The organism is Paenibacillus sp. FSL E2-0178 (assembly GCF_038593005.1).
In the GTDB taxonomy this organism is placed as follows: Bacteria; Bacillota; Bacilli; order Paenibacillales; family Paenibacillaceae; genus Paenibacillus_AQ; species Paenibacillus_AQ phytohabitans.
In genome coordinates this window covers 2918607-2943455 of record NZ_CP151953.1, presented here as the reverse complement: position 1 = coordinate 2943455, position 24849 = coordinate 2918607, and the positions used below count along the sequence as shown (strand labels likewise).

Here is a 24849-nt window from a genome sequence, read left to right as displayed (position 1 = left end):
TCGGTTTCATTGTACATGTGCGGGAGGTGTCGCCAAGTTGCCTGGAATCATAAGCACGATTGCGCTGCTGATCAAAGAACTGACGCTGCTGGTATCTTACGTAAGGAACAATGCTTTTCCCCAGCCTCTATCGGAGCAGGATGAGAGCAAATACTTAGGGATGATGGCCGAGGGGGACGCTAAAGCACGAAATTTGCTAATTGAGCATAATCTGCGGCTCGTTGCCCATATAGTCAAAAAATTCGACAACACCGGCGAAGACATGGAGGACCTTATCTCCATCGGCACCATCGGGCTGATCAAGGCTATCGAGAGCTATCGCCCGAATAAGGGCACGAAGCTGGCTACTTTTGCAGCTCGTTGTATTGAAAACGAAATCCTGATGCATCTTCGCTCGCTGAAAAAGACCCGGAAAGACGTGTCCCTGCACGATCCGATTGGGACAGACAAGGAAGGGAACGAGATTACGCTGATCGACATCCTCGGTTCCGAGGCTGACGATGTGATCAAGGAAGTTGACCTTAAAATCGAGAAAAGCAAGATTTACCGTAACCTGGATATTCTCGATGAACGCGAGAAGGAAGTCGTGGTAGGGCGGTTTGGTTTGGACACCGGTGGGGAAGAGCGGACGCAGCGGGAGATTGCGAAGGATCTGGGGATCTCGCGGAGTTATGTGTCGCGGATAGAGAAAAGGGCACTGATGAAGCTGTATCATGAGTTTTATAAGGCGAAGCGGTAACCACCATATGAATAAATAAACTTATTATCCGTTAGCAATAAACTGTATAGACAGCGACTTGTCTGCGGATGAGTTGCTTTTTGTTTTTAGAAAGATCAGATGAATGAGAAATGGCGGAAAAATATTTTAAAAGGAGCATTAAAATTACATACAAAGATGTATATCATCTTCATATCCAACTGCTAGATATTTACGATAAAAATTAGGGACAAGACCAGAGAAAAATTAGTTAATATAAGAAGTAGTTTTTCATGACTGAAGATGTAGTTCAAAAAATCTTTGTATTAAATCAACTCGTGAAAATATATGAGAAGAGAGAGCAAATGATGAAGTGGTGCACAGAAGAATACTTCCAATAAATGATTCTCTATTTCGCTTACTATAGATATGATCCTCACAATTGAACTTGTTTAGCAAGAATGTTGCCATAACTTTGTGGAAAGGGCGTATGGAGTGATTAAGCGGAAGTCCTATGTCCTGCCATCATTAGTGGGGTTCTGGTATAGAGGTAGATCGTATAGAGTAATGCATACAAAGTTCTGAAATCGGATGCTGAATTTCTAACAGCTGCGTTGTCGCAATGTCTAGTATCTGTTATTGAACGCCGTAGTAAATTTGCCGGCTGTTTTATCGATAGCGGAGGGTTTGTGCGGAAGTGGAGCCCGGAAAGCGTGAAGGTTGCTGATACGTATTACCGAAGAGGTGAGGTTAAATTTAGAATGGTTTTAGCTTAACTCATACATAAAATAACCCGCCGGGCTTATGTCTACCGGGTTTGTTTTTACTTAATTAGCAGTGTACTCACTTACTTCAAAGGTTAGGATCTTATCGTGAATTACATAATCTGTCCGTTTGCTGAATGGACCTTTATTGTTGTCGTGTTTGTTGATGCCGTAACGAGCTGATCCAGTAGCTGAATCATACCAGGATAGGAATGTTGTTACCTCGGACATAGGTAGTTCAAATTCTTTCTCAATACCCGTAACCAGAGTTAGCGTCAAAATTGCACGTTCTCCACTTGAAGGTTCTGGTGTAGGTGTAGGTGTTGCGGTTGGTTCTGGTGTAGCTTTTACAGACAAATTTCTCTTTTAGATTTTTGTTAGTACCATCGTTATAGATCGTTATAGAAACAACATCTTTTGGCATGTATTTGATCAGGTCTTGATTCGCAGCAAACTGTTTTCTGAGTTATCGGATCGTTACCAAATATTATTTAAATGGAACAGGCACTTTTTGTTAACTGGTCTACCCTTTTCCCCCAGACCAAAGAGATTTTGAAAAGCCATTGCCGACTGCTAAATCCGCCGGCTGATTCCTTACCGAAAAAGAGCAGAAATCAGTTAGATCAACTACTGACCTTCTCCCCACTGCTGCATAAGGATTATACAGATGAGGTAAGAAAATTATACGCACATGGTCAAAATTATTCACGTTCCGCGAGGATGAAGCAGGTAAGATTCAGCTAAGTCCGCTAGACGAGCAAAAGAGGAGGGGCAGGCCGGGCAGCGGCGCTACGATCGGACTTGAAGCTTTTATACCTAAATCAAATAGCGGGGTGACAGAATGCGGAAAATCAGTCTGATGCTCACGATCGCTATGGCGGCTGATCTTTGGGTTGCAGCGATCGGAACAGTTGGTCTGGGAGCCGGAAAAGCGGAGGCCACAGCGTTCAATCTGATGCAAAACGGCAGCTTTGAACAAACAACCTCAGCAGTGACCGGCGCCTGGGTGGGCGTAGCACAACCTATTCCGGTGAACTGGAGTGTATGGATTCCAACCGGAAGCGGTAAGGAGCCGAACAAGACCACAACAGTCAAAATAGATACACAGCAAGCCTATGAGGGGAATCAGTCCTTGTTATTTGATGCTTTTACTACGAGCAGGGTATCTGTCAATCAGGCAGTGACATCAGTGCTCCCCGGCAAATCATACCGGCTGTCGATGTGGATGAAGACGGATGGCGTAGCCGGGCAAGGCGCATATTTTAGGACGCAATTCTATAATACAGCTAAGGTGGGGGACGGTCCGGCAACGGCCAAGCTTACCGGAACCCGGGACTGGACTCGGCAGCAGGTGGTGCTGACCGTTCCTGATAGCGCTACTAAATTGACGGTAGAGCCATTTCTTGAGACGGGTACGGGTAAGGTCTGGTTTGACAATCTCGTTCTGGAGGAATACTCCGGCTTAACAGGCATTACACTGGACCGGACGGCGTTCTCTATGGAAGTTGGGGATACGGTGGCCTTGTCTCCGGCTCTGACGCCCTCTACAGCAACCGACAAGACACTGGTCTGGACCTCCAGCAACCCGCAGGTAGCAGATGTTGATCCTAACGGGCGAATCACCGGTAAGGAAACCGGGACTGTAACAATCAGAGTCTCTACGGCGGACGGGACCGTTTCGGCGGAGTGTCTGGTGAATGTGGAATCTTCCAGTGACATTCAGGCTTACGAAGAGCTGCGGCAAAAATGGTACGCACGGCTGACCGGCGGCGACTATGACGTTAACGATCCAGATATCGCTGCTGCCATCAGCACACAGGCGCAAAAGGCGTCTGCCTTATGGGATTCAATGAACCTTTCCTCTGGACGCAGCTATCTGTGGAGTAATCTGGCCAGTACAACCGATTCCAGCCAGATCACGACCGCATATACACAGCTCAAAACACTGGTGCTGGCTTATTCGGTGCCTGGAAGTGAATTGTCCGGGAACAGAAAGCTTGCCGTTGACATTATCGGTGCGCTGGACTGGATGTACACGAACCGCTACAACAGCAGCAAGAGTGCATACAACAACTGGTGGGACTGGGAGATCGGATCGCCACAGACGCTGAATGATGTGATTGTACTCATGTATGATGAGCTGTCCCAGGTGCAAATTGACCGGTATTTGTCGGCAATCGATAAATTTTCGCCCAATCCGAAGGTAGGCTCTGTACTTGGCGTAAGCGGAGTCAAAATGACCGGGGCCAATCTGCTGGATAAGGCCTTTGTGGTGACAGTGCGCGGGATTATCGGTAAGAACAGCGCCAAAATCCTGCTGGGCAGAGATTCCATCGGCTCTGAATATGTCTATGCTACAAAAGGGGACGGTATATACAAGGATGGTTCGCTTGTCCAGCACAACAATATCGCCTACACCGGGGGTTACGGTTCCGTTTGGCTGAAGGGGACGGCAGACCTGTCTTATCTGCTGTCCGGTTCGCCCTGGCCGATTGTTGATCCGAACGTACTGAATGTATATGACTGGATCAGTCAGAGCTTTCAGCCAATTATCTATAACGGCCAGTTCATGGACATGGTTAACGGCCGGGGAATTTCCCGGAGCGGCAGCGGCAGTGCACGCAGCACGATTATCACATTGCTGCGGATGGCGGAATCAGCTCCGGAAGAGGTGGCCGTCTACATCCGTAGAATGGCCAAGGAATGGATTGCCAAGGATACGACCTACGCTAATTATTATACAGAACTGGCTCTGAGCGATATTACGATCATCAAACAACTGATGAACGATGATACCATTGAACCGAGGAGCAGCCTGGTGAAGAATCAGGTATTTGCCGGAATGGACCGTGTAGTTCATCTGCGGGATAGCTTCGGCTTCGGGCTAAGCCTTTTCTCGGACCGCATCTCGGCATTCGAGAAGGGCAATAACGAGAATCTCAAGGGCTGGTACACAGGTATCGGCATGACCTATCTGTACGACAGCGATTCAGGCCTGTACCGTAAAGACTTCTGGCCGACCGTCGATGCCTTCCGTCTGCCGGGGACAACCACAGACGGCTCGGGGCAGAATCAGGTTCCCGGAGAGTGGGCCTCCTATATGAATACTGGCTCCTGGGTCGGTGGTGTAAGCCTTGAGGGCGAGTATGGCGCGGCAGGCATGGATTTCTCGCTGGCCAAGGTGACGGGAAGCGACCTGAAGGGTAAGAAGTCATGGTTCATGTTCGATAATGAAATCGTGGCCCTGGGCTCCGGCATCAGCAGTTCCGGCGCCGGGCCGGGTCCGGTCGAGACCATTGTTGAGAACCGGATGCTAAACGATGCCGGAGACAACCTGCTCCTTATTGATGGTATCGCGAAACCAGAGGATAACGGATGGTCGGAGACGGAAGCCGGGGTGCACTGGGCATATCTCAACAGCAACACCCCTGGAACCGGTACGGGGTACTATTTCCCGGATTCGCCTGATGTGCACGCGCTGCGTGAATTGAGGACAGCCAGTTGGAAGGAGATTAATGCGACACAGCCGGATACTCCGCTTACCCGCAACTACCTCAGCCTAGCGTTGGAACACGGGGATGCTCCGGCAGATGCCTCTTATTCGTACGTGCTGCTGCCTGAGCAGAGTGCGGAGGCTACACAGGCCTACAGCGACAATCCCGATATTGAGGTGCTCGTGAACACAGAGGATATTCATGCAGTCAAAGAGCGGAAACTTGGCCTGACAGCATTGAATTTCTGGAATCCGGGCACAGTGGGCAATCTACGTTCCGCAAATCCTGCTTCCGTTGTTATGAAAGAAACAGAGGATAGTCTGATTATCGCAGTTTCCGATCCCTCGCAGCGGCAGTCAGAAATTACACTGGATCTGCAGCGTGCCGGGCTGTCACTGGTAAGCTTAGACAACACGGTAACTGTAAGCAAGAGTGCTCCATTCATCCAGCTGAAGATTAATACGCAGGGCGCTTTGGGGGCGACCCATGAGATTGTTTTTAAGAAAAATGCTCCAGTATCATCGCTTCTCTCCCCAGTACAGACAGAAACCTCTGTTGAGCTGACGTGGTCGGTTCCGGCCGGAATCCAGGGGATCGCAGGCTTTGAAATTACCAAGGATGGTGTGAGCGTCAGCGATGCCATCTATCAGACTGTGAGCGGGAGCACATATGGCGCGTCAGTGGAAGGGCTACTTCCGGCTACAGTCTACCTGTTCTCAGTAACCGGTCTTGATGCGAACGGCCGCCAAGTGGGGCCAAGCCAGGAGCTTGCGGTGACAACCCGCGACGATACTCCGCCAAGCGCTCCTGTCCTAAGCTATTCGTCGCTTACGGATATTGGTATCGTGCTTGACTGGAGCCCTTCTACAGATAATGTTGGAGTAATGGGATACAGTCTCTATCAAGACGGAGATTGGGTGCAAAATGTCTCAGCATCCGTCTATAGTCAGATAATAGAAGGGCTGCTGCCTTCGACTAAATACGTTTTCAGTGTGAAGGTAGCAGACAGCGTAGGGCATCTGGCAGAAAGCAATAGTCTGCAGGTGACGACGAAGGCAACATCCGGCAACAACACCGGGGGAGGCAACAGTTCGGGCAGAGGTACAGATAGCGGTTTAACCGCACCTATAACGCCTGCCAGCGGGCAGGAGGCTGCTTCTGTAGTTACCATTAAATCAGATACGCTTAAAAATGCTTCTGGTGATATCGTTGCCATCTGCCTCAGGGACAATGAAACGAAGGTAGTACTCCCGGTTGGAGCCGGAGCATTGCTGGGAAACCGCCTGCTGGACATTATGAAGGATGGGACTGTGTCCATTCGGATTACTCCTGCCCTGCTTGCAGAGGTGCAGGCTAATACTTCCGACAGTGCAGCCATTATGCTAACCCTGGAGCCGGCAGGCATCAGTGAAATGGCTGACTTTGCAGCCGCTTCAAGCCGGCCCGGTCTGCAGCTGCGCGCCGGCAGCATGCTGAAATTTGGCATTTCCACTGCAGATTCAAGCGGAACGAAGGAATACAGTGTAACGCTTGCAGAGCCGTTCCTAGTACGTTTTGAACTGGACGCGGCGTCCGGACTGGACCGTGAACTGCTGGGTGTGTATACGATTGATCAAGCACAGGGGGACTGGCACTATACCGGCCGAACCGCTGTACGCGGTGAGGATTCGCACATTGTGGCCGTGAATCTTCCCGGAACGTATGCTTTACTGGAATATGCCAAAAGCTATGAGGATCTGCCTGCCGTGCATTGGGCATTCCGTTCAGTCCAGGTACTGGCCGGACGGCATATCGTAGAAGGGCAATCGGATGTCTCCTTTGCTCCGGGTGCGCCAGTAACCCGTGCCGAATTCGTGGCTATGCTTGCACGGGCGGTGTTACCAGAGGCTGAGGGAGCAAGCGCCGGATTCACCGATGTCTCCCCGGAGGCATGGTATGCCGGTGCCGTGATTGGCGCTCGGGAAGCCGGGATCATCACCGGCTCTTCCGCAGGCTTGTTTAATCCGAATGGGCCACTCACCCGTGAGGATATGGCCGTCATTGCGGTTCGATTGGCTGTGAGGCAGGGCGCGCAATCTGCCGCCGGACAAAATCCGCCACTTACCTTAAGCGATACCGCCAGCGTGTCCCCTTATGCCTTAGATGGAGTTATGGCTGCTCTGGAGCTTGGTTTGATGGAGGGCTACGGGCAGAAGTTCCAGCCGCAGGCACAGACTACGCGTGCAGAAGCGGTACAGGTTCTGATGAATATACTGCAGCTGCTGCAGCTTTAACCGCAGACAATAGCCAGTAGGGCATCCTCCAGCGGAGTAATACCGCCGGGGGATGCTTTTTGATATAGCCATAAAGAAAGATGAAAAGAAGTCAAAATTATACACACTCCTGGCAAAAGTTATCTCCTTTGCAGTTGCCCGATTCTCGTACGATAAGGGCAAACACAGCGCAGAGAAAGGGAGATAAACAGTATGTGGAACAAGGCAATTGAGGATGCTGTAGCCAAAATACAGCGCAATATCGGACGGTTCGGGGACCGCTATCCGCATGTGGGCAACGGGCTGAAGTATTCGCTGATTGAGAACGATGACTGGACTAACGGATTTTGGAGCGGGATGTTATGGCTTGGCTATGAATATTCGGGGGACGGGCGGCTTCGTGACGCAGCCAGACGGACAGTGGACAGTTTCCGCAGCAGAATGGGGCAAGGGATCGTGCTCGACCACCATGATATTGGATTCCTGTATTCCCTGTCCTCTAAAGCGCAGTGGATCGTAGAAGGCAATACAGAGGCAAAAGAGTTGACGCTGCTGGCGGCGGATCGGCTGATGAACCGCTGGCGGGAGCACGCCGCTTACTTTCAGGCCTGGGGCCGGGAGGGCGATCCGGTAGAAGGCGGGCGGATTATTATTGACTGTCTGCTCAATCTGCCGTTGCTTTACTGGGCCTCGGAGAAGACCGGCAATCCGGCGTACAAGGCGGCAGCGGAAATTCAGGCAAACAAAAGCAGACGTTATCTGGTTAGGGGTGACGACAGCTCGTACCATACCTTTTTCTTCAATCAAGAGACCGGAGAACCTATCGGCGGCGCGACCCATCAGGGATACACCAACGGATCGACCTGGACGAGAGGGCAGGCCTGGGGGATATACGGCTTTGCGCTGTCCTACCGCTACACCGGCGATCCGCTGTTCCTGGAGACCTCCAAACGGATGGCCCGGTATTTCCTGGAGCATCTGCCGGAGGACGGGGTCGCTTACTGGGATTTCAATCTGCCGCAGGATGCAGTGAATCCCTACCGTGACAGCTCGGCATCCGCCATCGCCGCCGCAGGACTGCATGAACTGCTGTCCCATTTAGATGAAGCAGAACCCGGATATGCCTATTACCGCAGAGGGCTTATCCGCTCGATGCAATCGCTGGTCCGGCATTATGCCACAATCGGTGACAGCCAGGCGGAAGGGCTGCTGAAGCATGGGTCTTATCATGTCCGCGGCAGTCAGGCGCCCGACGAGTACATGATCTGGGGGGATTATTTCTATCTGGAAGCACTGATGAGGCTGGAAAAAGGGATCGGGGGCTACTGGTATGAGCGCAGATAGCGGAGCTCCTGCAGCAGCGGATTTGCCGTCAATGGAATCTGTGCTGATGCTGTTGAACCTGAATCACCCCGGCCTAGAGCGGGTGAAGGAAGCAGTCTTGCTTGACCGCCGCAGCGAGGCATTCGCGGAGCTTGTGGCTTTCCTGATCCAGCCGACCGGGATGTTGTCTCGGCGTACGTCCGGGAGAACTGCCCGGAAGAGCTGGCGCTGGTGCTACGTACGGCTGATCAACTGCTGGAGCAGACCTTTCTGTTCCGGTTTCCATGGGATATGGAGCGTGCCGCAAGGTACGGGTTATTAAGTAGTAAAATTAATATCTGAAATTTCCTGAAGTCTGGGAACCTTCTTGGGATGTCCATCCTCTGCCGGGAACTGTTACAATAGATAAAAATGATCCGAAATGAAAGAGGCGCGGTGCATGCATAAACTTACCTACTACCGGAGAATTCAGCTGTCGTTTCTGCTGTTCATTATTTTGCCGATTCTTGCGATCTCTGTCTTCTCGTACACCCTGCTCAAGCAGAACATGATCGAGAAGTTCCAGCTGAGCAACAGTAACATGCTGAATGTCATCGTCGGTGAGATTGAACGGACCATTGATGATGTGACCTTTGCCTCGCATTATATTGTAAACGATACCGGCCTCCGGGCTTCACTGGATAATTTCGCCGATACCGGGCGGATTAACACATATACGGACTATACCCGGTTTACGAAAATCAAGGACAGCTTCTCGCTGATTACCTCTAAGCCGCTCAACAACAGCATCCGAATGTATCTGGTCAACCGGGCGGGGTTCGTCATTTCGCCGGATTCGGAGAATCTAACGGCGATGAGCGGGCGGCTGGACCAGCTAATGGCTGGGGTTGACCCTACCCGGCCTGCCGTGCTGCAATGGCTCGGACTGCTAAAGGATGAAACGGATGATGAGGGAACCTATTATATTGCCAGAGTCATCGGCGGCGGAACCAAACAGCCCTATACGTCAGTGCTGCTGATCGGCATTAAGACCTCTTATTTCGAGCAGCTGCTCGGCCGGGTGGAGTTCGGCTCGCCCGCCTTGTTTGACAGCGGAGGGACACGGCTCGCCGGCGACCCGGATGTGGCACAGCATCCGGAGAACACACCGGACTCGAAGCGCCGGCTGGAAGCGGTGCTGGACAAGACGGACTGGACGCTCGTCTATGAAACGTCTGAGGAATCGCTGACGGGGCAGATCTCGCGGGCTTTTTATACTGGGATGGGTCTGGTGCTGATCTTCACCCTGCTGTTCTCAGTCATCTCGCTCTTCTTCGCCAAGAGACTGCATAGCCCGATCCGGAAGCTGCAGCGGGTGGCCCGCCAATTCACGATGGGCAACCGCGACATGCGGCTGGATATCGTCGGCAAGGATGATATCGCGGAGCTAGGCGCCTCCTTCAACCTGATGCTGGATGAAATCGAGGTGCTGATAGCGAATATTGAGCAGGAACAGGAGCAGAAGCGGGTAATCGAGCTCGAGGCCCTGTTTATGCAAATCCGGCCGCATTTTCTGATCAATACGCTGAATTCAATTAAATGCAGTCTGATCCTGAATAGCGATCAGATGCACAGCGGAGTTATCGATTCACTGATGGGCCTGCTCCGTGCATACCTGAAGGTCAGTGAGCCTTCCACGCTGGAAGAGGAAGGCCGGCTGCTCGGATACTATGCCGATATTATGAATGTGCGCAATGAAATGGAGCTGCAGCTGGAGTTCACGCTGGCGCCGGAGCTGGAGAAGTTCGTTGTTCCGAAGCTGGTTCTTCAACCGCTTGTGGAGAATGCCATTATCCACGGGCTGGTAGACCGTGAGGATCCGCGGATTGCCTTAACGGCGTCCCAGGAACAGGGAACCGTCACCATTGTAATCGAAGATAATGGCTGGGGGATGGAGAAGGAAGAGCTCCTGGCGCTGAACCGCCAACTGAATGATCCGGAATCGGAAGAGTATGCTACTTACCAGAGGGTGGGTTTGCGGAATGTGATTCAGCGGCTGCGTCTGACCTTTGGCCCGGATGCGGCAATGAAGCTGTGTGTGAATGATCAGGGCGGCATTTCGGCTGTCCTTAGTATTCCGGTACCGGACCGTTAAAGATCACAGGAGGTTATTACTATGCATAGAGTCATGCTGATCGACGACGATATTCCAATGCTGAAGGTACTGCAGCAGATGATTAAGTGGGAAGAGCTGGACCTGCATGTGGTTGGTAGTACTTATTCCAGCGCGAAGGCGCTTCACATGTTCAGGGAAACACTGCCGGACATCGTGATCACAGACATCGGACTGCCCAAGAAATCAGGGATTGAGCTGGCAGCTGAGTTCACGGCGATTAAGCCTGAGGTGAGAATTATTTTTCTGACCTGTCATGAGGACTTTCACTATGCCCAGGCGGCCATCAAGCTCGATGCCGATGATTATTTGCTTAAGGATAAGCTATCTTCAGAACAGCTGGAGGAGAGTCTCCGTAAGTCGGTGTCCCACCTGAAATTCGGAGCCGGAGACAGCCAATTGGAAGGTACGCCATACAGCGGCGGTCTGCTGAGACGTGCGCTTCTGCAGATGATCATGAACGATGCCGATCTGGAGCAGGCCCGTCCGCATGCCGCCAGGCTGGGGATATCCTGGAACTACTCGTGGTTTATGATGGGCATTGTCAATATCCGCTACTGCGCCTATGAACCGTTTTACAACCGGAGCAATCTGCCGCTTATCCGTTATGCGGTGTACAATATTGCGCTGGAAATTGCGGAGGCCTACGAAGGGATTACTCCTTTTATCGAACAGGAGCAGTTCATTATTCTGTATAATTACCGATATAATCTGGCCGGGAACGATGCGGCCTATCTTCATTCTTACATGGAGGAGCTGATTCACCAGTGTTCCGCTTATCTGAAGCTGACACTGCAGATTGTGGCGGCGGCAGACCGGCTGGTCCTGCAGGCCGTAGGTGCAGTGTATCAGCAGATCAGGCTGGGCAGGCCTGAGTTCTACAGCCGGGACCAGCTGCTTATGGCGCCTTGCAGCCACCTGCTGGAGAACATGTTCTATCCTGCGCCGCAGGGCTTTGCCGATCCGTTCCGCAACAGGCTGGAGCAGGCCATTCTCGAAAAAGAGATTGAAGGCATCCGCCAGGTGCTGGAGCATTTCGGGCGTGAAGCCCAGAACCGGAAGGTTGACCCTGGCGAGTGGATCGAGGAGCTGGTTCAGCTGATGCGCGGTGCAGAGATGCTGTTCGCCCGGCGGAAGCCCGATGAGGATATCTATTACTATCTCGGCGAATCCCGAACGCTGGAGGATGCGCTGGGACTTGCCTTTGGGCGGCTGGAGCAGCTTGTAAGGGAGGAGTGGATGCCCTCCGGCCTAGTTACCGCGAGCGAGTCGAGGCTGCAGGTAATTCAGGCGTTTATCGACCAGCATCTGAGGGAAAATATTACTTCCATTGATATCGCGCAGTATCTGTACCTGAATCCAAGCTATTTCTCCCGCTATTTCAAACGGCTGACCGGTCTCAGCTTCACCGATTATGTACATCAGTACAAAATGAAAATCGCAGCCAATATGCTTAAGAATTCAGGGCAGACCCTGGAGGTGCTGGCGATGGGGCTCGGTTATTCGGACAGGGCCTACTTCTCCAAAGTGTTCAAAAAATATATCGGAGTCACCCCGAGCGAATACAAGCAGAAGAAGCAACTGCGGCGCACCCCCTGATGGCTTCAGTCGCCGGAACTCCGTCGATTGTACAGTACCGCGCAGATATGCGCGGCTTTTTACATACCAGAAAGTATATGTCTGGGGACTTAACCCCATTTTCTCTTCTGTTAAATAGGTCAAAATCTTACCTGTTACCGGTCAGAATCCGGCCCTTACCATCCCTGCTATTCCCTTATGATAAACTCAACAAACATGTTAGAGGTGATCGAAGTGGAAGCTGTAAAAAAGGCTGCCTACCCAGGCCAAACCGGGGCTGCGGCTCAAAAATTCTGGACGCCGAAACGGAAGGAAGCGCTGGTCGGCTGGCTGTTCTTGACCCCCGAAATTATCGGGATGTTGCTTCTGAATGTGTTCGCGCTTGGTTTTTCGTTATACTTAAGCTTCTCGAAATGGGATATGCTGTCCGGTATGTCCGGCATTGAGTGGATCGGGCTGGGGAATTACACCGAGCTGTTCCGGGACCCTGCCATCCTGGAAGCTCTGAAGAACAACCTGCTCTATACGCTTATGACCGTGCCGGTTCCGATTGCCATCGCGCTGGTGCTGGCGGTCATTATCAACAATAGTGTGTTCCTGAAGAGTTATTTCAAGGTGGTATTCTTTATTCCTTACATCTCTTCGATTATTGCCATCGCGGCTGTCTGGAGCGCATTGCTGCATCCGTCGCTTGGTCCGGTTAACCAGTTCCTGATGCAGTTGGGTATCGACTCCCCGCCGAAATGGCTCGTAGATCCGCACACCTCGCTATTGTCTATCGCGATCATCAGTACCTGGGCGAGTCTGGGGTACACCATCATTATCTATACGGCAGGCTTGACCAACATTTCCAGTGAAATCTATGAAGCTGCCGATATCGACGGTGCGACGCCAATCAAGAAATTCCTGCGGATTACAGTTCCGCTGCTGCGCCCGACTACCTTTTTTCTGCTCATTACGATGCTGATCGGCTCCTTCAAGGTATTCGATATTATATCCTACCTGACCGAGGGGGGGCCGAACAATTCGTCCACGGTGCTCGTCTACCGCATTTATGAAGAGGGCTTCCGCAACTATGATATGGGCTATGCCTCGGCCATTTCCTGGCTTCTGTTCGCGATCATCGGTGTAATTACAGCCGCGACCTGGAAGCTGCGAAATGAACACGCCTAGGATAAAGGAGGGGTTAAGCATGCAACAGATAAGCAAGAATATTTCCAAATCAATTCTGACCTTGGTGATGGGGGCTGTGTCTATAGTTTTCCTTGTCCCGCTGATCTGGATGGTCTCTGCAGCTTTTAAATATGAAAAGGATGTTATGCGGTTTCCGATCCAGTGGATTCCCGATAATATTAATGTTATTTATAATTTCAAGGCAGTGTGGATGGGCCGGGTGCCGTTCTATGATTTCTACTTCAATTCTTTAAAGGTAGCGATCATTACAACGCTGCTCACGCTCATTATTTCCTCCATGTCAGCCTACGGCCTGACGAAGCTGCATTTCCGGGGACGCAATCTGGTCTTCCTGGCGCTGTTATCCTTTATGATCATTCCTGATCAAGCGACGCTGATTCCGCGTTTCATGATCATCCGCTGGCTCGGGCTGTATGATACCCATGCGGCGATTATCCTGATGAGCATGTTCTCGATTTATTTTACCTTTTTGCTCCGCCAATTTATGATGGACATCAGCGATGAATACATTGAGGCTGCACGGATTGATGGTGCCGGGCATCTGCGGACCTTCGCTTCCATTATGATTCCGCTGTGCAAGCCGGTGCTGGCGACAGTGGCCATCATCAAATTCATTTGGACCTGGAACGATTACCAGAATCCGCTGATCTTCCTGATGAGCAAGAAGCTGTATACCATTCCGCTGGGGATTACGCTCTTCCGCGACGATTATACGAATAACTACGCGATCATGATGATGGCTGCCTTGTCGGCGATCATACCGCTCCTGGTAGTCTTTATCGTCATGCAGAAACAGGTAATCAACGGGATTGCCCTTGGCGGGGTTAAGGGCTAAACCGAAACAGAGGCTAACGAAGAAGGTAAAAAATGTCCTCGTTCCACCTCAAAATTATACACTTGGCGATTTCTGCGGCCCGGTATACTGAGGTAGCACAAGAGCAGTAGCATCCATTTATGGTCAAGGGGGAAAAGAGGATGAAACAAATGTCAAAACGCAAATGGTCGGCGGCACTAACCTTATTGCTAACCGGCGCAATTGCGCTTAGCGGGTGTGGCAGCAATTCAGCCAATTCGCAGGAGGGCTCAAATGCCGGCTCAGCCAATACGGGGTCCAGTTCAGAACCGGTATCGATCAAGTATTATAACTGGGATAATGAAGCGCAGACAGCGGCCACCGACGCCATGCTGGCTGATTTTATGAAGCAGAATCCGGATATCATGGTTGAGCATGTGGTGCTTGTACCGGGAGATTCCGTTGAAATGCTGAAGAAGCTGGACTTTCTGATCTCCTCCGGTGAAGCAGTTGATGTAGTTGCGCTGCCGAACCTGGGTGCGGTATATGAACGAGCAACAAGAGGTGCCCTGTCGCCGCTTAACGAATTCTATAAGCAGGAAGGTCTGGTTCCGGAAGATGAATATTATGTCAATCCAAAGGTTGACGACCAGTACTACGGCATGCAGCTTACCTCCAGCTTTAACTATGTCCTTCTGAACAAGGATGCCCTGGACGAAGCCGGACTGCCGGTGCCAACCTATGGCTGGACCTGGGATGACTACCGTGATTACGCTAAAAAGCTGACCAAAGGTGAAGGGGTAGACAAGCGTTACGGAACCTACTTCCATACCTGGGAGCTGTACATGAATGCCCCGGCGCAGACAGTAATGAAGGACCCGTTCCGGTATGATGACGGTTCGACGATCTTCTCGGACCCGACATACAAGTACTTCTTCCAGCTACGCAAAGATATGGAGATTGTTGACCAGTCGGCCAAGCCTTATGCCGATGTTCTGGCGGCCAAGCTCAATTACCGGACCGAATTCTTCAATGAGGAAGCGGCAATGGTGCTGACCGGCAGCTGGACAATTCCGGACTCCGGCAACCAGGAACAATATCCGCACAGCTTCACTACCGCATACGCTCCGGTTCCGCTGCCTCCGGCGGGTGCTGAACCGAAGAATTACGAAGGTGGCAAATACTTCACCAGCGGCAACCAGATTGTGATGGGCTCAACCTCCAAGCATAAGGAAGCAGCCTTTAAGCTGATGCGCTACATGTCTACCACAGATTCGGAATCCAGAACTGAATTCTCCGGCTGGAAAAAAGCCGACAATCAGGCTGTACTTGACCGTCTGATCGGCGATGATAAGACGCTGTATGATGTTGAATCCCTGCAAAACACACTGTTTGGCGACGATATCCAGTATCTGGACGCTTCCAGCGTAATTACCGTCTCCACCTCGGAATTGACGAAGGTGATCGATGACGGATTCAGCAAGTTTATGCTCAGCAACGCATCCATTGATGATGTGCAAAAATGGATGGTTGACGAAGCTACCAAAATTATCAATGAGAAGGAAAGCAAATAACTATAAAGATAACGGAGAACAAGAGCTTCGGAGACCGCCTGCCGGCCGCTCCGGAGCTTTCTTGTTCCTGCTGTAGAATGGAGGCGGCAAGCTTGAGCCGATTGGAGTGGAAGGATCATAAATACCTGCTGGATGGCCGGGACCACCGGATATTGTCCGGGGCGCTGCATTATTTCCGGATTGTTCCGGAGTACTGGGCCGACAGGCTGATGAAATTGAAGGCCTGCGGGTTCAATACGGTGGAAACGTATATCCCTTGGAATTTTCATGAGCCGGAGGAAGGGGGCTTCTGCTTTGACGGAATGGCGGATGTGATTGGGTTTATCAGAATGGCTGGGGAGCTCGGACTGCAGGTGATTGTCCGCCCGAGTCCGTACATCTGCGCGGAATGGGAGTTCGGCGGACTGCCTGCCTGGCTGCTGAAATCCGGAATGGCGCTGCGCTGCTGTGACCCTGACTATCTGGAGAAGGTAGACCGCTATTACGATGTGCTGGTCCCCATGCTTGTGCCGCTGCTCAGCACGAACGGGGGGCCGATCATAGCGGTGCAGGTAGAGAACGAATACGGGAGCTACGGCAATGATACGGCCTATCTCGAATACATGCGGGACGGACTGGTTTCGCGCGGGGTGGACTGTCTACTGTTCACCTCGGATGGGCCTACCGATGAGATGCTGATCGGCGGCACCGTGGAGGGGCTGCACGCTACCGTCAATTTCGGTTCGCGTGTCGCCGAATCCTTCGGGAAATACCGGGAGTATCGGAAAGATGAGCCGCTCATGGTGATGGAATATTGGCTGGGCTGGTTTGACCACTGGATGAAGCCGCATCACGTCCGGGAAGCGGAGGATGTTGCCCAGGTACTGGATGAGATGCTGGAGCAGGGCTCCTCGGTGAATCTCTATATGTTCCATGGCGGAACCAATTTCGGCTTCTACAGCGGAGCCAATCATGGCGAAGGATATGAACCGACTGCAACCAGTTATGATTACGATGCGCCGCTGACCGAATGGGGCGACATTACAGACAAATATAAGGCAATCCGGCAGGTGCTCGGGAAGCACGGCATTGCCGAAGGCTGCGAGCTGCCGGCGCCTCTTCCCAAACAGGCGTATGGGCGGGTAGAACTGGCTGAGTCGGGCGATCTGCTTAATCAGTTGGACAGCTTATGTACCGGTCCGGTAGAATCAGTCACTATTCAGCCGATGGAGAAGCTGGATCAGGCCTATGGCTTCATCCTGTACTCCACGATGATCAAGGGACCGCGGAGCGGCCAGAAGCTGCACATACGCGAGGTGCGGGACCGCGCCCAGGTCTTCCTGAACGGCAAACTGCTTGGCGTGGTGGAACGCTGGAATCCGGCTCCGCTCGACTTGACCGTGCCTCCGGAGGGGGCGCGGCTGGATATCCTAGTCGAGAATATGGGCCGGGTCAATTACGGGCCTTGGCTCCGTGACTCTAAAGGAATTACCGAAGGAGTGCTGATCGACAACCAGTTCCAGTCCAACTGGACAATCTACCCGCTGTCGATGGAGCCGGAAGTACTGGGCAGCGTAAGTTATATTGTCAGCGGCGGACAGTGCGTGGGGGGAGTGAAACCGCTGGGCGCTTCAGAAGCTGTTAAGCAAGATGCAGGCATCGAAACGGATGATCCGGCATTGCTGCCGGAGGGCCAGCCAGCTTTCTACCGGGGTTATTTCGAGGCGGAGACTACAGCAGATACGTTCCTGCGGTTTGATGGCTGGACTAAAGGCGTAGCCTGGATCAACGGCTTCAATCTTGGCCGTTACTGGAACGCCGGTCCGCAGCGCGCCCTGTACATACCGGGACCGCTGCTCCGCGAAGGGCGGAACGAAATTGTGCTTCTGGAACTGCACGGACCTGCCGGCGACCGGTCAATAATGCTCACTGATGTACCCGATCTTGGTGAGGAGGCGGCGGTGGATAAGCGGGTGCTGAATTTTGTGCAGGAAGAGTTGAACGGGTGACGGAAGACAGTTAAGCTCATCTGTAGTACAGAAGAGAGTGTATTATGCTATGGCAATAACAGCAGAAGAGGGCCGGGAATACCAAGATAGATTTGGAATGACCCGGGATCTGATGCGGACGGAAATAAGCCTTCGGCTAACTAAGTACATTACTGAACTGGAAAACGCATTAGCTGAAGGGAATTTAAAGAAAGTAAAGGAACTATAGCAAAACCCTGGATATCCTCCGGGGTTGTTTTTATTTGCTCTCATGCATTGCTTTATCTAACTGCGATTCATTTTTAGCAGGGATTCAGGTACTGCTCCGGCAGTAAGAAATGGGTCAAAACCAGGAGACATTAAGAAAACACGACCGGTGTGTTCTTAATGTCTCTTTTTTTGCCCGTATTGGTGTTAAGTATTAGAGTTCAATTTCTAACTCCAACAAACCTCTGCACAGGAGAAAAACAATTTTTCTGTGCAGGGGGAAATTGGACAGGAGGAAAGCAGAATTCCTTATGGTCGGTGCTGTATTTTGGCTGGATCGTGGTGTTTTTACCTGTAGCGAACAAGAATATCTGGAGAAAAAAGCTGCTTTGAACGGAATCATTGATCAGCTGCTTGCGGTGAATAAACAATGATTAAAATAACTTTATCAGTCGATGGAAAGAAGGAAAAAGAGAATGAACACAGTCAATCAGGTAAAGGATTTTAGTGAGGTTATACATGGCCGTCGTGCGGTGAAAAAATACAATCCGGATTATAAAATCAGCCGGGAAGAAATTATAGAAATACTTGAGGAGGCTACTCTGGCTCCATCAGCATTCAATTTGCAGCCTTGGCGCTTTGTTGTTATTGAAAGTGAAAAGGGCAAAGAAGAGCTGCTTGAAATTGCACCCTTCAATTCTTCACAAATTAATACTTCATCAGCAGTTATCGCAGTGTTTGGTGATCTTACGTTTGTTGATCGTGCTGAAGAAATTTATACGGAAACAGCTGAACACGGCTATATCTCACTGGAAATGAAAGATAAGATGCTTGCTACAATTGTTCCTTTATATAATCGATATTCAATTGATGAAAAAAGAGAGTCTGTAATTCTTGATAGCGGACTTGTCTCCATGCAGTTGATGCTTACAGCGCACGCTCGCGGTTTTGCTACTAATCCTATGTCTGGCTTCAACAAAGAGAAAATTGCAGTATTATTGGAATTGGATCCGGAACGATACGTTCCGGTTTTGATTATTTCAATCGGCAAGGCAGCTTCAGAAGCCCGTCCGTCTGTCCGTCTGCCGGTCAGCGGAATTACAGAGTGGAAATAACTAATCACAAATAAAATAAAATGCTCCCCGTCACCTTAACTTCGTGGATGGCGGGAAGCATTTTTATTTATAATAGACTCAACTTTCTCACCATCCGGTCGAGGAGTCTGTCTTGGAGGAAGTGGACCACACGATTTAATTCCGTAAATTCATGAAAACAAAAAAATAAAGTATTAGATTGTAGCCGTGCCAGTGCGGTTCGTCCTTCCGGCTTTGTCCGAAAGCAATCAGGTGTATGGAACCGCTGTAGCCTGCCCTCCGCTAAGCTGGAAGAACCAGGAGTACGAACACTTAGCAACTGGTTGCTGTCGTTGGCATGCCAGTCTACAACTATATTTTCCGAGTCTAATACTTTATCTTCTTCTAGCAGCAGGCAGACGTCTCATTTTCGAAAAGAGGTATGGAAGAAGGTAAGTTCAAAATGACATCGTGTCGTGTCCACAACCTCAAAAAATTCGACAACACCGGCGAAGACATGGAGGACCTTATCTCCATCGGTACGATTGGATTGATTAAAGCAATTGAAAGCTACCGCCCTAATAAGGGGACAAAGCTGGCGACTTTTGCCGCCCGCTGTATTGAAAACGAAATCCTGATGCATCTTCGCTCGCTGAAAAAGACCCGGAAAGACGTGTCCCTGCACGATCCGATTGGGACAGACAAGGAAGGGAACGAGATTACGCTGATTGATATTCTCGGATCTGAGGCAGATGATGTGATCAAGGAAGTTGACCTTAAAATCGAGAAAAGCAAGATTTACCGTAACCTGGATATTCTCGATGAACGCGAGAAGGAAGCCGTAGTTGGCCGCTTCGGGCTGGATACAGGCGGGGAAGAGCGGACGCAGCGGGAGATTGCGAAGGATCTGGGAATCTCGCGGAGTTATGTGTCGCGTATAGAGAAAAGGGCACTCATGAAGCTGTATCATGAGTTTTATAAGGCGAAGCGGTAACCTTGAAAGCAACTTGTCTTCGGATGAGTTGCTTTTATTTTAAATACGCAGGAGAAATTACTACAATGAGCTACAAAGAAATATATGATCTCCATGTTCAATTTTTACATACGTATGAAAAACACGAAAAGTATCAAGGTCCATATCAGAGAGAAATATATCATTTCAAAAACAGTTTTTCCTGACGGAGGATGGGGTTGGAAAAAATTTGTGTTAAATCAGCTTGTAAAGATTTATGAGAAGGAAAGAGTGCAGATAGCGAAGTGGTGTTCAGAGAAGTTATAATTAAATTCCAGTATGCAAATTTTACGGGACATGCTCAGGGTATTGCTTTTTCCTTTGACAGGCTCTGGTACCCCATAGACTAACAACGCTGTCCTGGTTGCTTTGGAGCAGCATGTTTTTCCGCTTTGGAAGCTGGTCTAGCGTATCCAACACTAAAGACGTATCCTGCCTGTACGCTATACTGTAAGCGATGATCTCTCCGTTGTACAGACAGATCCAAAATACTTGAAAGATACAGCATCTTGCCACCAAACGGCAAGCAGTTTTTACATCGGGGCCGCTACATAAAATTGCCGTTTTAGCAGATATTCCACAGGTAGTGTCGGTTGCTCCGTAGTCTTTCGTTTCTTCATCCTCACCATAATCCGCTGAACCCGTTTATCTTACAACAAGGTTCCATTCTCTTGAAGGTATTTTGATTTGTTTCATGATATGGGATCAGTCCCAAGTTTGGTGGGGGATTTGTTTAGGTAAAATTATTTCATATAAAAAGGTTTAAGATGTTAAGTCACCTTGAGTCTTCTATTAAATAAATCAAAAATTCCCAACCAAATATGATTTCATGGTAATTTCATATAGTCATCTATGGCTCACTCAATAATACAATTGCTATATAACTCAAAAAAATGAGTTCATCGTGTCTTTAATTGGCGTAGTATTAAAGACAAAAATTATAGCAAATATCAAAATTCCGCTCACAAGTTATACGACAATAAATAAATTCTATTATTTTGAAGATTTATTATCCCCATCATCATGTTGTCAAAGCTGGAATATGATACATCAGTCCTAGAAATTGAAGTATTTGTTTGGTTATTTCTTATCGTAAAGTATCCCTGGTCAGCATCGAATGGTAATAATTTGGATGTCGTCTCATCGGTAATTTCCTCAATCTTCTTGAAAAATGCAGCCGAGAAATCCGAAGGTAGCGGTAGTTCGGACCAATGATTCTCGCGACCTTTTTGTGCTATCATTTTCATACTCTCAGAAGAGACTTGATAGATATATACCCGATATCCATCCCCCATTGCACCATATGATTTTTTACTAAGTATAATCTCGCTTTCTTTGGGTAACTGTATTCCAAACCTATCGTTGAAAAATTCTATTTCTTTATTGTTGTCAAAAATACCTCTATAAAACACTGCTAATAAAATTATAAAAACAACGAATCCACTAATAATTATTCTTGTGTTTTTCATCATGTTTCATATCCTTTATTTGATAGTTGAGAGCAGGGTTAAGAACCTAAGTAAAACAACTCATGCCCAATCATCTGACAAACTGATTGTGCATGAGTAAAATTCTATTTGATATTATTTACAGATAACTAGAAATTCATTACTACAAGAAAGGGAACAATAACTCCCTTTGATTGAGCAAGCCACATTGTATTTACAGCAGTTCCAGCTATACCTTCATAGTCAGCGTTAACCGCATAATCATATCTATCCGTAATACTCACGGTTCCATTATTCCATTTGTAATTATAATTGTGAATAGCATAGTATAAATCATTGTCTTTAGTGCTAGACCCTTTTGCAAAAGCTCCACTACCAGATCCAGTGGATTGAGTAGTTCTAAGTCTTGCTAATTCGGCAGTTCCATTTGCCTGACTTTTATAGTATGGACTGTAGGAACCACCATTTGAAGTTTGTTTGGCATAAGTTAGTAATTCAGAAGCCAACAGGTAGCCTTTCGCATTGAAAAATGCAATTATTGAAGTTACAGCAGGCGACAGCACGGAGTCATTCACCCCGGTAGTCGAAAATTCACCTCTACTCGAATTTTGTTGGGAAATATAATTTTCATATTCAGTGATATTCGCAGCATAACCCGCAATTAAATCTGTCAATTTACCTTTTTCAGTTTCATCAGTTTCATTCTCAAAATCCCTTTCAAGTCTTTCCTTCCCTTTAACAAGTTCATTTAAAACGGATGTTCCTTGAGTTTCCATGTATTCATCAATCTCATTAATATTATCTGTTAAATTTTGTTGAGCTTGGAAGCTGGTCAATTGATTTACCGAGATATCACTATTAAAAGTGGATGCCGTGGAACTTTGCGCCCCCACTTGTGTAAGACTTGTTGTTCCGGCTAGAAGTGTTGCAGCACTCATTAATAAAAAAGATTTTTTAATAGTATTCTTCATAAATGTGCCTCCCGTATAATTTAATAAAATAGTCTAGAAGATATAATGTCATTATTTCCTCTCTATGTATTTTAAAACATTTTCCTCCCTACAATATCATAAATTGGATCATAAAGTAAATAATTATCTAATTTTGTATTTGTTATTATTTTCTTAGAATAATTGGGTTATAGTTTTGTTTTTGCTAGAATGGGATTTATTACAGAAGACACCTAGGAAGGCAGACTGAATCATCCGGATAGTCAAAATCGGTATATTTATGTGGAAAATAATCAGCTTAATGTAAGAGGATCCGAGTGTAGAATTTCTCAAGTTGTTTTAGCAGCTGCTGCAGTAGATATTGCATCAGGAGCAATAATAAATGGTGTAAAGGCTGCTGTAAATGATGAGCATTTACTTGTCTGCTATAGAATGAGGAGCCATTAGTGGAACAATTTCTGGGCTTGAGTACGCGGCTGGAGACCCTGCACATGCTGCAGCGGCTGGTGTATTAGCCAGGTTAGGCGATGCTGCAGATTTAGCATCAACAATCGTAGATAGTTATGAAACTTTAATTAAATATAAGTTGTAATAATATCCGAATTTAGGTGATATAATCCGAGCCTTATTACATAAATGAGGTGTATGAGGATGGATATAATTTGGTAGATTGCTGGAATTGTATTCTTCAGAATTTCTATAAAGGAGTTAATCAAGCCATCAAAAAAGAATATAGTAAAGAAGGCTGCATTTTTATGCGTTTTTTTAGTTTTGTAATTATCATTGGAGCTTATTAGCCATTTTTCAATTAATTTTTAAGTGGTAATGGTATTATAATGATTCGTTTTAAAAAGAGCAGATATTATGTATCATGCTAATATTTTCAGCTCTAATATCTGTTGATTGTTAGAGCAATATGTGTCGCGGATAGAGAAAAGGGCGCTCATTATGTTGTTTCATGAGTTTTATAAGGCGAAGCGGAGAACTGGAAATTTAGGGTGATAGTCTGTAAGGATGAGACATTAAGTGTCTCAATCCTGCAGTTTATTTATACATTTATGCATAGTGCTTAGGGTGATATAAATTACATTGTACTGCGGTAAACTCGAGCTATAAGTGGAAAATGAGGTGTTTGTATAATGACGAATCTTACGGAGGATCTTGCTAAATTGATCCGGTTAACGGGTGACCGGGACAAAAATCAATAACGGGCATCCTGAAAAGAGTAAAGTATAAAAACCACTTATGCTCGAAAATCCTTGCTTAAGTGGTTAATCGCGCTTTTGAATCTTAGGATAACCTTAAATTGTCGGGTTCAATGCCCCTTGGTACTCATTCATTAAATTGTCGATAATCTGCTGTACGGACAAAATCTCTTTAATCTCATGAACTCTGGACCCGGCAAAAACCAATCCGTTCTTAACATCTCCTCTAAGGGAAGTAAGCAGGGATTCCATTGTACAGAAGCGATGTGAACAGACCTTTAGACAATCATAGCATTTGGCTATCTTTAATTTGGCATCATTACTGATCCGGTCCGTAAATTCATTTCGAATCGCTCTTCCTTCTAGACCCACAGTAGACTTGATTAGGACAGTATCTCCTTGCTGAGCATCTACATATCTTTGCTTGAAGGCTAAGGGAGCATCACACTCATGGCTTGCCACAAAACGGGTACCCATTTGAACACCAGATGCGCCAATCCGAAGGGCTTTTGCGATATCATCCCCTGTCAGAATTCCACCCGCAGCAATAACCGGAATCGAAACGGCCTCTAAGACTTCAGGAAGGATATCAAACATGGGTCTGTCTGTACCTAAATGTCCCCCGGCTTCGAACCCTTCCACAACGACTGCGGAGGCACCAAGTCTTTCGGAAATTCGGGCTAATTTGGCGGATGAAACAATAGTTACGACAGGAGTACCATATTCTCTACCCCAAGCATAAATATCTCTAGAAATTCCGGCTCCGGAAATAATAAAGTCAACCTTTTCTTCTAAAGCAACCTTCATTTTCTCGGCAAAGTCCTTCACTGCGAATAGTACATTCACACCGATATAGCCAATTCCTTTAGAGAGTTCTCTTGTTTTGCGAATATGCATTCTCAGCTCTTCAGCAGTGATCCCTGTACCAGAGATGGTGCCGATCCCGCCTGCATTGGCTACAGCAGCGGCTAGTCCACTTAAGGATATGCCTACACCCATTCCACCTTGAATAACAGGAACTCTCGATTTAATATGTCCGAATTGGATTGTTGGAAGTTTCAATTACACACCTCTTTCGCAAGTTGAAGGAATAAGATATATCGTAACACAGTTAAGTCTTTCCCGGATGTGACTGTAAACATGCTCAAACTATGTTAAATATCATG

Annotated in this window: 17 protein-coding genes and 1 pseudogene; 13 read left to right on the top strand and 5 right to left on the bottom strand. The window is 48.4% G+C overall.

Features of this window, described 5'->3' with window-relative positions:
- Positions 1–37: 37 nt before the first annotated feature.
- Entirely contained in the window at positions 38–739 is a 702-nt protein-coding gene (sigK, locus tag MHI42_RS12790; RefSeq protein ID WP_038587424.1) for an RNA polymerase sporulation sigma factor SigK, read from the top strand.
- A gap of 785 nt (positions 740–1524) precedes the next feature.
- Here sigK (MHI42_RS12790) and MHI42_RS12785 read toward each other — a convergent pair.
- Positions 1525–1818: a hypothetical protein gene (locus tag MHI42_RS12785; protein ID WP_342424038.1), complete on the bottom strand. Its 294-nt coding sequence runs from the start codon at positions 1816–1818 to the stop codon at positions 1525–1527.
- 484 nt (positions 1819–2302) lie between these two features.
- On the opposite strand from MHI42_RS12785, the gene MHI42_RS12780 reads away from it, so the two are divergent.
- The 12 genes from MHI42_RS12780 (at position 2303) to sigK (MHI42_RS12725) (ending at position 20062) form a co-directional block, all read left to right on the top strand.
- Positions 2303–7228 carry a polysaccharide lyase family 8 super-sandwich domain-containing protein gene (locus MHI42_RS12780; RefSeq protein ID WP_342424037.1) on the top strand — a complete coding sequence of 1642 codons (4926 nt, stop codon included), beginning with the start codon at positions 2303–2305 and terminating at the stop codon, positions 7226–7228.
- A gap of 192 nt (positions 7229–7420) precedes the next feature.
- A complete protein-coding gene (locus MHI42_RS12775) occupies positions 7421–8551 on the top strand; it encodes a glycoside hydrolase family 88 protein (RefSeq protein ID WP_342424036.1) in 1131 nt (376 codons plus the stop codon).
- On the top strand, positions 8538–8852 hold the full coding sequence (locus tag MHI42_RS12770) for a hypothetical protein (RefSeq protein ID WP_342424035.1): 315 nt from the start codon (positions 8538–8540) through the stop codon (positions 8850–8852). The genes MHI42_RS12775 and MHI42_RS12770 overlap by 14 nt, the downstream gene beginning before the upstream one ends.
- A 117-nt stretch (positions 8853–8969) precedes the next feature.
- Positions 8970–10664 carry a histidine kinase gene (locus MHI42_RS12765; RefSeq protein ID WP_342424034.1) on the top strand — a complete coding sequence of 565 codons (1695 nt, stop codon included), beginning with the start codon at positions 8970–8972 and terminating at the stop codon, positions 10662–10664.
- A gap of 21 nt (positions 10665–10685) precedes the next feature.
- Entirely contained in the window at positions 10686–12281 is a 1596-nt protein-coding gene (locus MHI42_RS12760; RefSeq protein WP_342424033.1) for a response regulator, read from the top strand.
- A 213-nt stretch (positions 12282–12494) separates the two neighbouring features.
- Positions 12495–13433 carry a sugar ABC transporter permease gene (locus MHI42_RS12755; protein WP_342424032.1) on the top strand — a complete coding sequence of 313 codons (939 nt, stop codon included), beginning with the start codon at positions 12495–12497 and terminating at the stop codon, positions 13431–13433.
- A gap of 19 nt (positions 13434–13452) precedes the next feature.
- A complete protein-coding gene (locus MHI42_RS12750; RefSeq protein ID WP_342424031.1) occupies positions 13453–14289 on the top strand; it encodes a carbohydrate ABC transporter permease in 837 nt (278 codons plus the stop codon).
- 140 nt (positions 14290–14429) lie between these two features.
- The gene (locus MHI42_RS12745; RefSeq protein ID WP_342424030.1) at positions 14430–15821 is read left to right on the top strand and encodes an extracellular solute-binding protein; all 1392 of its coding nucleotides are present in this window, start codon (positions 14430–14432) and stop codon (positions 15819–15821) included.
- Between the two features lie 92 nt (positions 15822–15913).
- Positions 15914–17809: a beta-galactosidase family protein gene (locus MHI42_RS12740; RefSeq protein WP_342424029.1), complete on the top strand. Its 1896-nt coding sequence runs from the start codon at positions 15914–15916 to the stop codon at positions 17807–17809.
- Positions 17810–18306: 497 nt separating this feature from the next.
- A complete protein-coding gene (locus MHI42_RS12735; protein WP_342424028.1) occupies positions 18307–18429 on the top strand; it encodes a hypothetical protein in 123 nt (40 codons plus the stop codon).
- Positions 18430–18471: 42 nt separating this feature from the next.
- On the top strand, positions 18472–19110 hold the full coding sequence (locus tag MHI42_RS12730; RefSeq protein ID WP_342424027.1) for a nitroreductase family protein: 639 nt from the start codon (positions 18472–18474) through the stop codon (positions 19108–19110).
- Between the two features lie 400 nt (positions 19111–19510).
- Positions 19511–20062, top strand: coding sequence for an RNA polymerase sporulation sigma factor SigK (gene sigK / locus MHI42_RS12725; protein ID WP_342424026.1), 552 nt, complete (start codon positions 19511–19513; stop codon positions 20060–20062).
- 357 nt (positions 20063–20419) lie between these two features.
- Here the strand turns inward: sigK (MHI42_RS12725) and MHI42_RS12720 are convergent.
- The 4 genes and pseudogenes from MHI42_RS12720 to MHI42_RS12705 form a co-directional block, all read right to left on the bottom strand.
- Positions 20420–20585: pseudogene (locus tag MHI42_RS12720) on the bottom strand (IS3 family transposase); the annotation flags it as partial.
- Positions 20586–21042: 457 nt separating this feature from the next.
- The gene (locus MHI42_RS12715) at positions 21043–21552 is read right to left on the bottom strand and encodes a hypothetical protein (protein ID WP_342424025.1); all 510 of its coding nucleotides are present in this window, start codon (positions 21550–21552) and stop codon (positions 21043–21045) included.
- A gap of 125 nt (positions 21553–21677) precedes the next feature.
- Positions 21678–22499 carry a hypothetical protein gene (locus MHI42_RS12710; protein WP_342424024.1) on the bottom strand — a complete coding sequence of 274 codons (822 nt, stop codon included), beginning with the start codon at positions 22497–22499 and terminating at the stop codon, positions 21678–21680.
- Between the two features lie 1280 nt (positions 22500–23779).
- Positions 23780–24745: a nitronate monooxygenase gene (locus MHI42_RS12705; protein WP_342424023.1), complete on the bottom strand. Its 966-nt coding sequence runs from the start codon at positions 24743–24745 to the stop codon at positions 23780–23782.
- Positions 24746–24849: the final 104 nt, after the last annotated feature.

What these genes read in the sequence shown, in the direction of transcription:
- MHI42_RS12750 (WP_342424031.1), top strand. Translation starts at nt 13,453, where the DNA reads ATGCAACAGATAAGCAAGAATATTTCCAAATCAATTCTGACCTTGGTG.
- sigK (WP_342424026.1), top strand. Translation starts at nt 19,511, where the DNA reads ATGGAAGAAGGTAAGTTCAAAATGACATCGTGTCGTGTCCACAACCTC.
- MHI42_RS12770 (WP_342424035.1), top strand. Translation starts at nt 8,538, where the DNA reads ATGAGCGCAGATAGCGGAGCTCCTGCAGCAGCGGATTTGCCGTCAATG.
- MHI42_RS12735 (WP_342424028.1), top strand. Translation starts at nt 18,307, where the DNA reads ATGGTCGGTGCTGTATTTTGGCTGGATCGTGGTGTTTTTACCTGTAGC.
- MHI42_RS12775 (WP_342424036.1), top strand. Translation starts at nt 7,421, where the DNA reads ATGTGGAACAAGGCAATTGAGGATGCTGTAGCCAAAATACAGCGCAAT.
- MHI42_RS12730 (WP_342424027.1), top strand. Translation starts at nt 18,472, where the DNA reads ATGAACACAGTCAATCAGGTAAAGGATTTTAGTGAGGTTATACATGGC.
- MHI42_RS12715 (WP_342424025.1), bottom strand. Translation starts at nt 21,552, where the DNA reads ATGATGAAAAACACAAGAATAATTATTAGTGGATTCGTTGTTTTTATA.
- MHI42_RS12780 (WP_342424037.1), top strand. Translation starts at nt 2,303, where the DNA reads ATGCGGAAAATCAGTCTGATGCTCACGATCGCTATGGCGGCTGATCTT.
- MHI42_RS12745 (WP_342424030.1), top strand. Translation starts at nt 14,430, where the DNA reads ATGAAACAAATGTCAAAACGCAAATGGTCGGCGGCACTAACCTTATTG.
- MHI42_RS12760 (WP_342424033.1), top strand. Translation starts at nt 10,686, where the DNA reads ATGCATAGAGTCATGCTGATCGACGACGATATTCCAATGCTGAAGGTA.
- MHI42_RS12710 (WP_342424024.1), bottom strand. Translation starts at nt 22,499, where the DNA reads ATGAAGAATACTATTAAAAAATCTTTTTTATTAATGAGTGCTGCAACA.
- MHI42_RS12765 (WP_342424034.1), top strand. Translation starts at nt 8,970, where the DNA reads ATGCATAAACTTACCTACTACCGGAGAATTCAGCTGTCGTTTCTGCTG.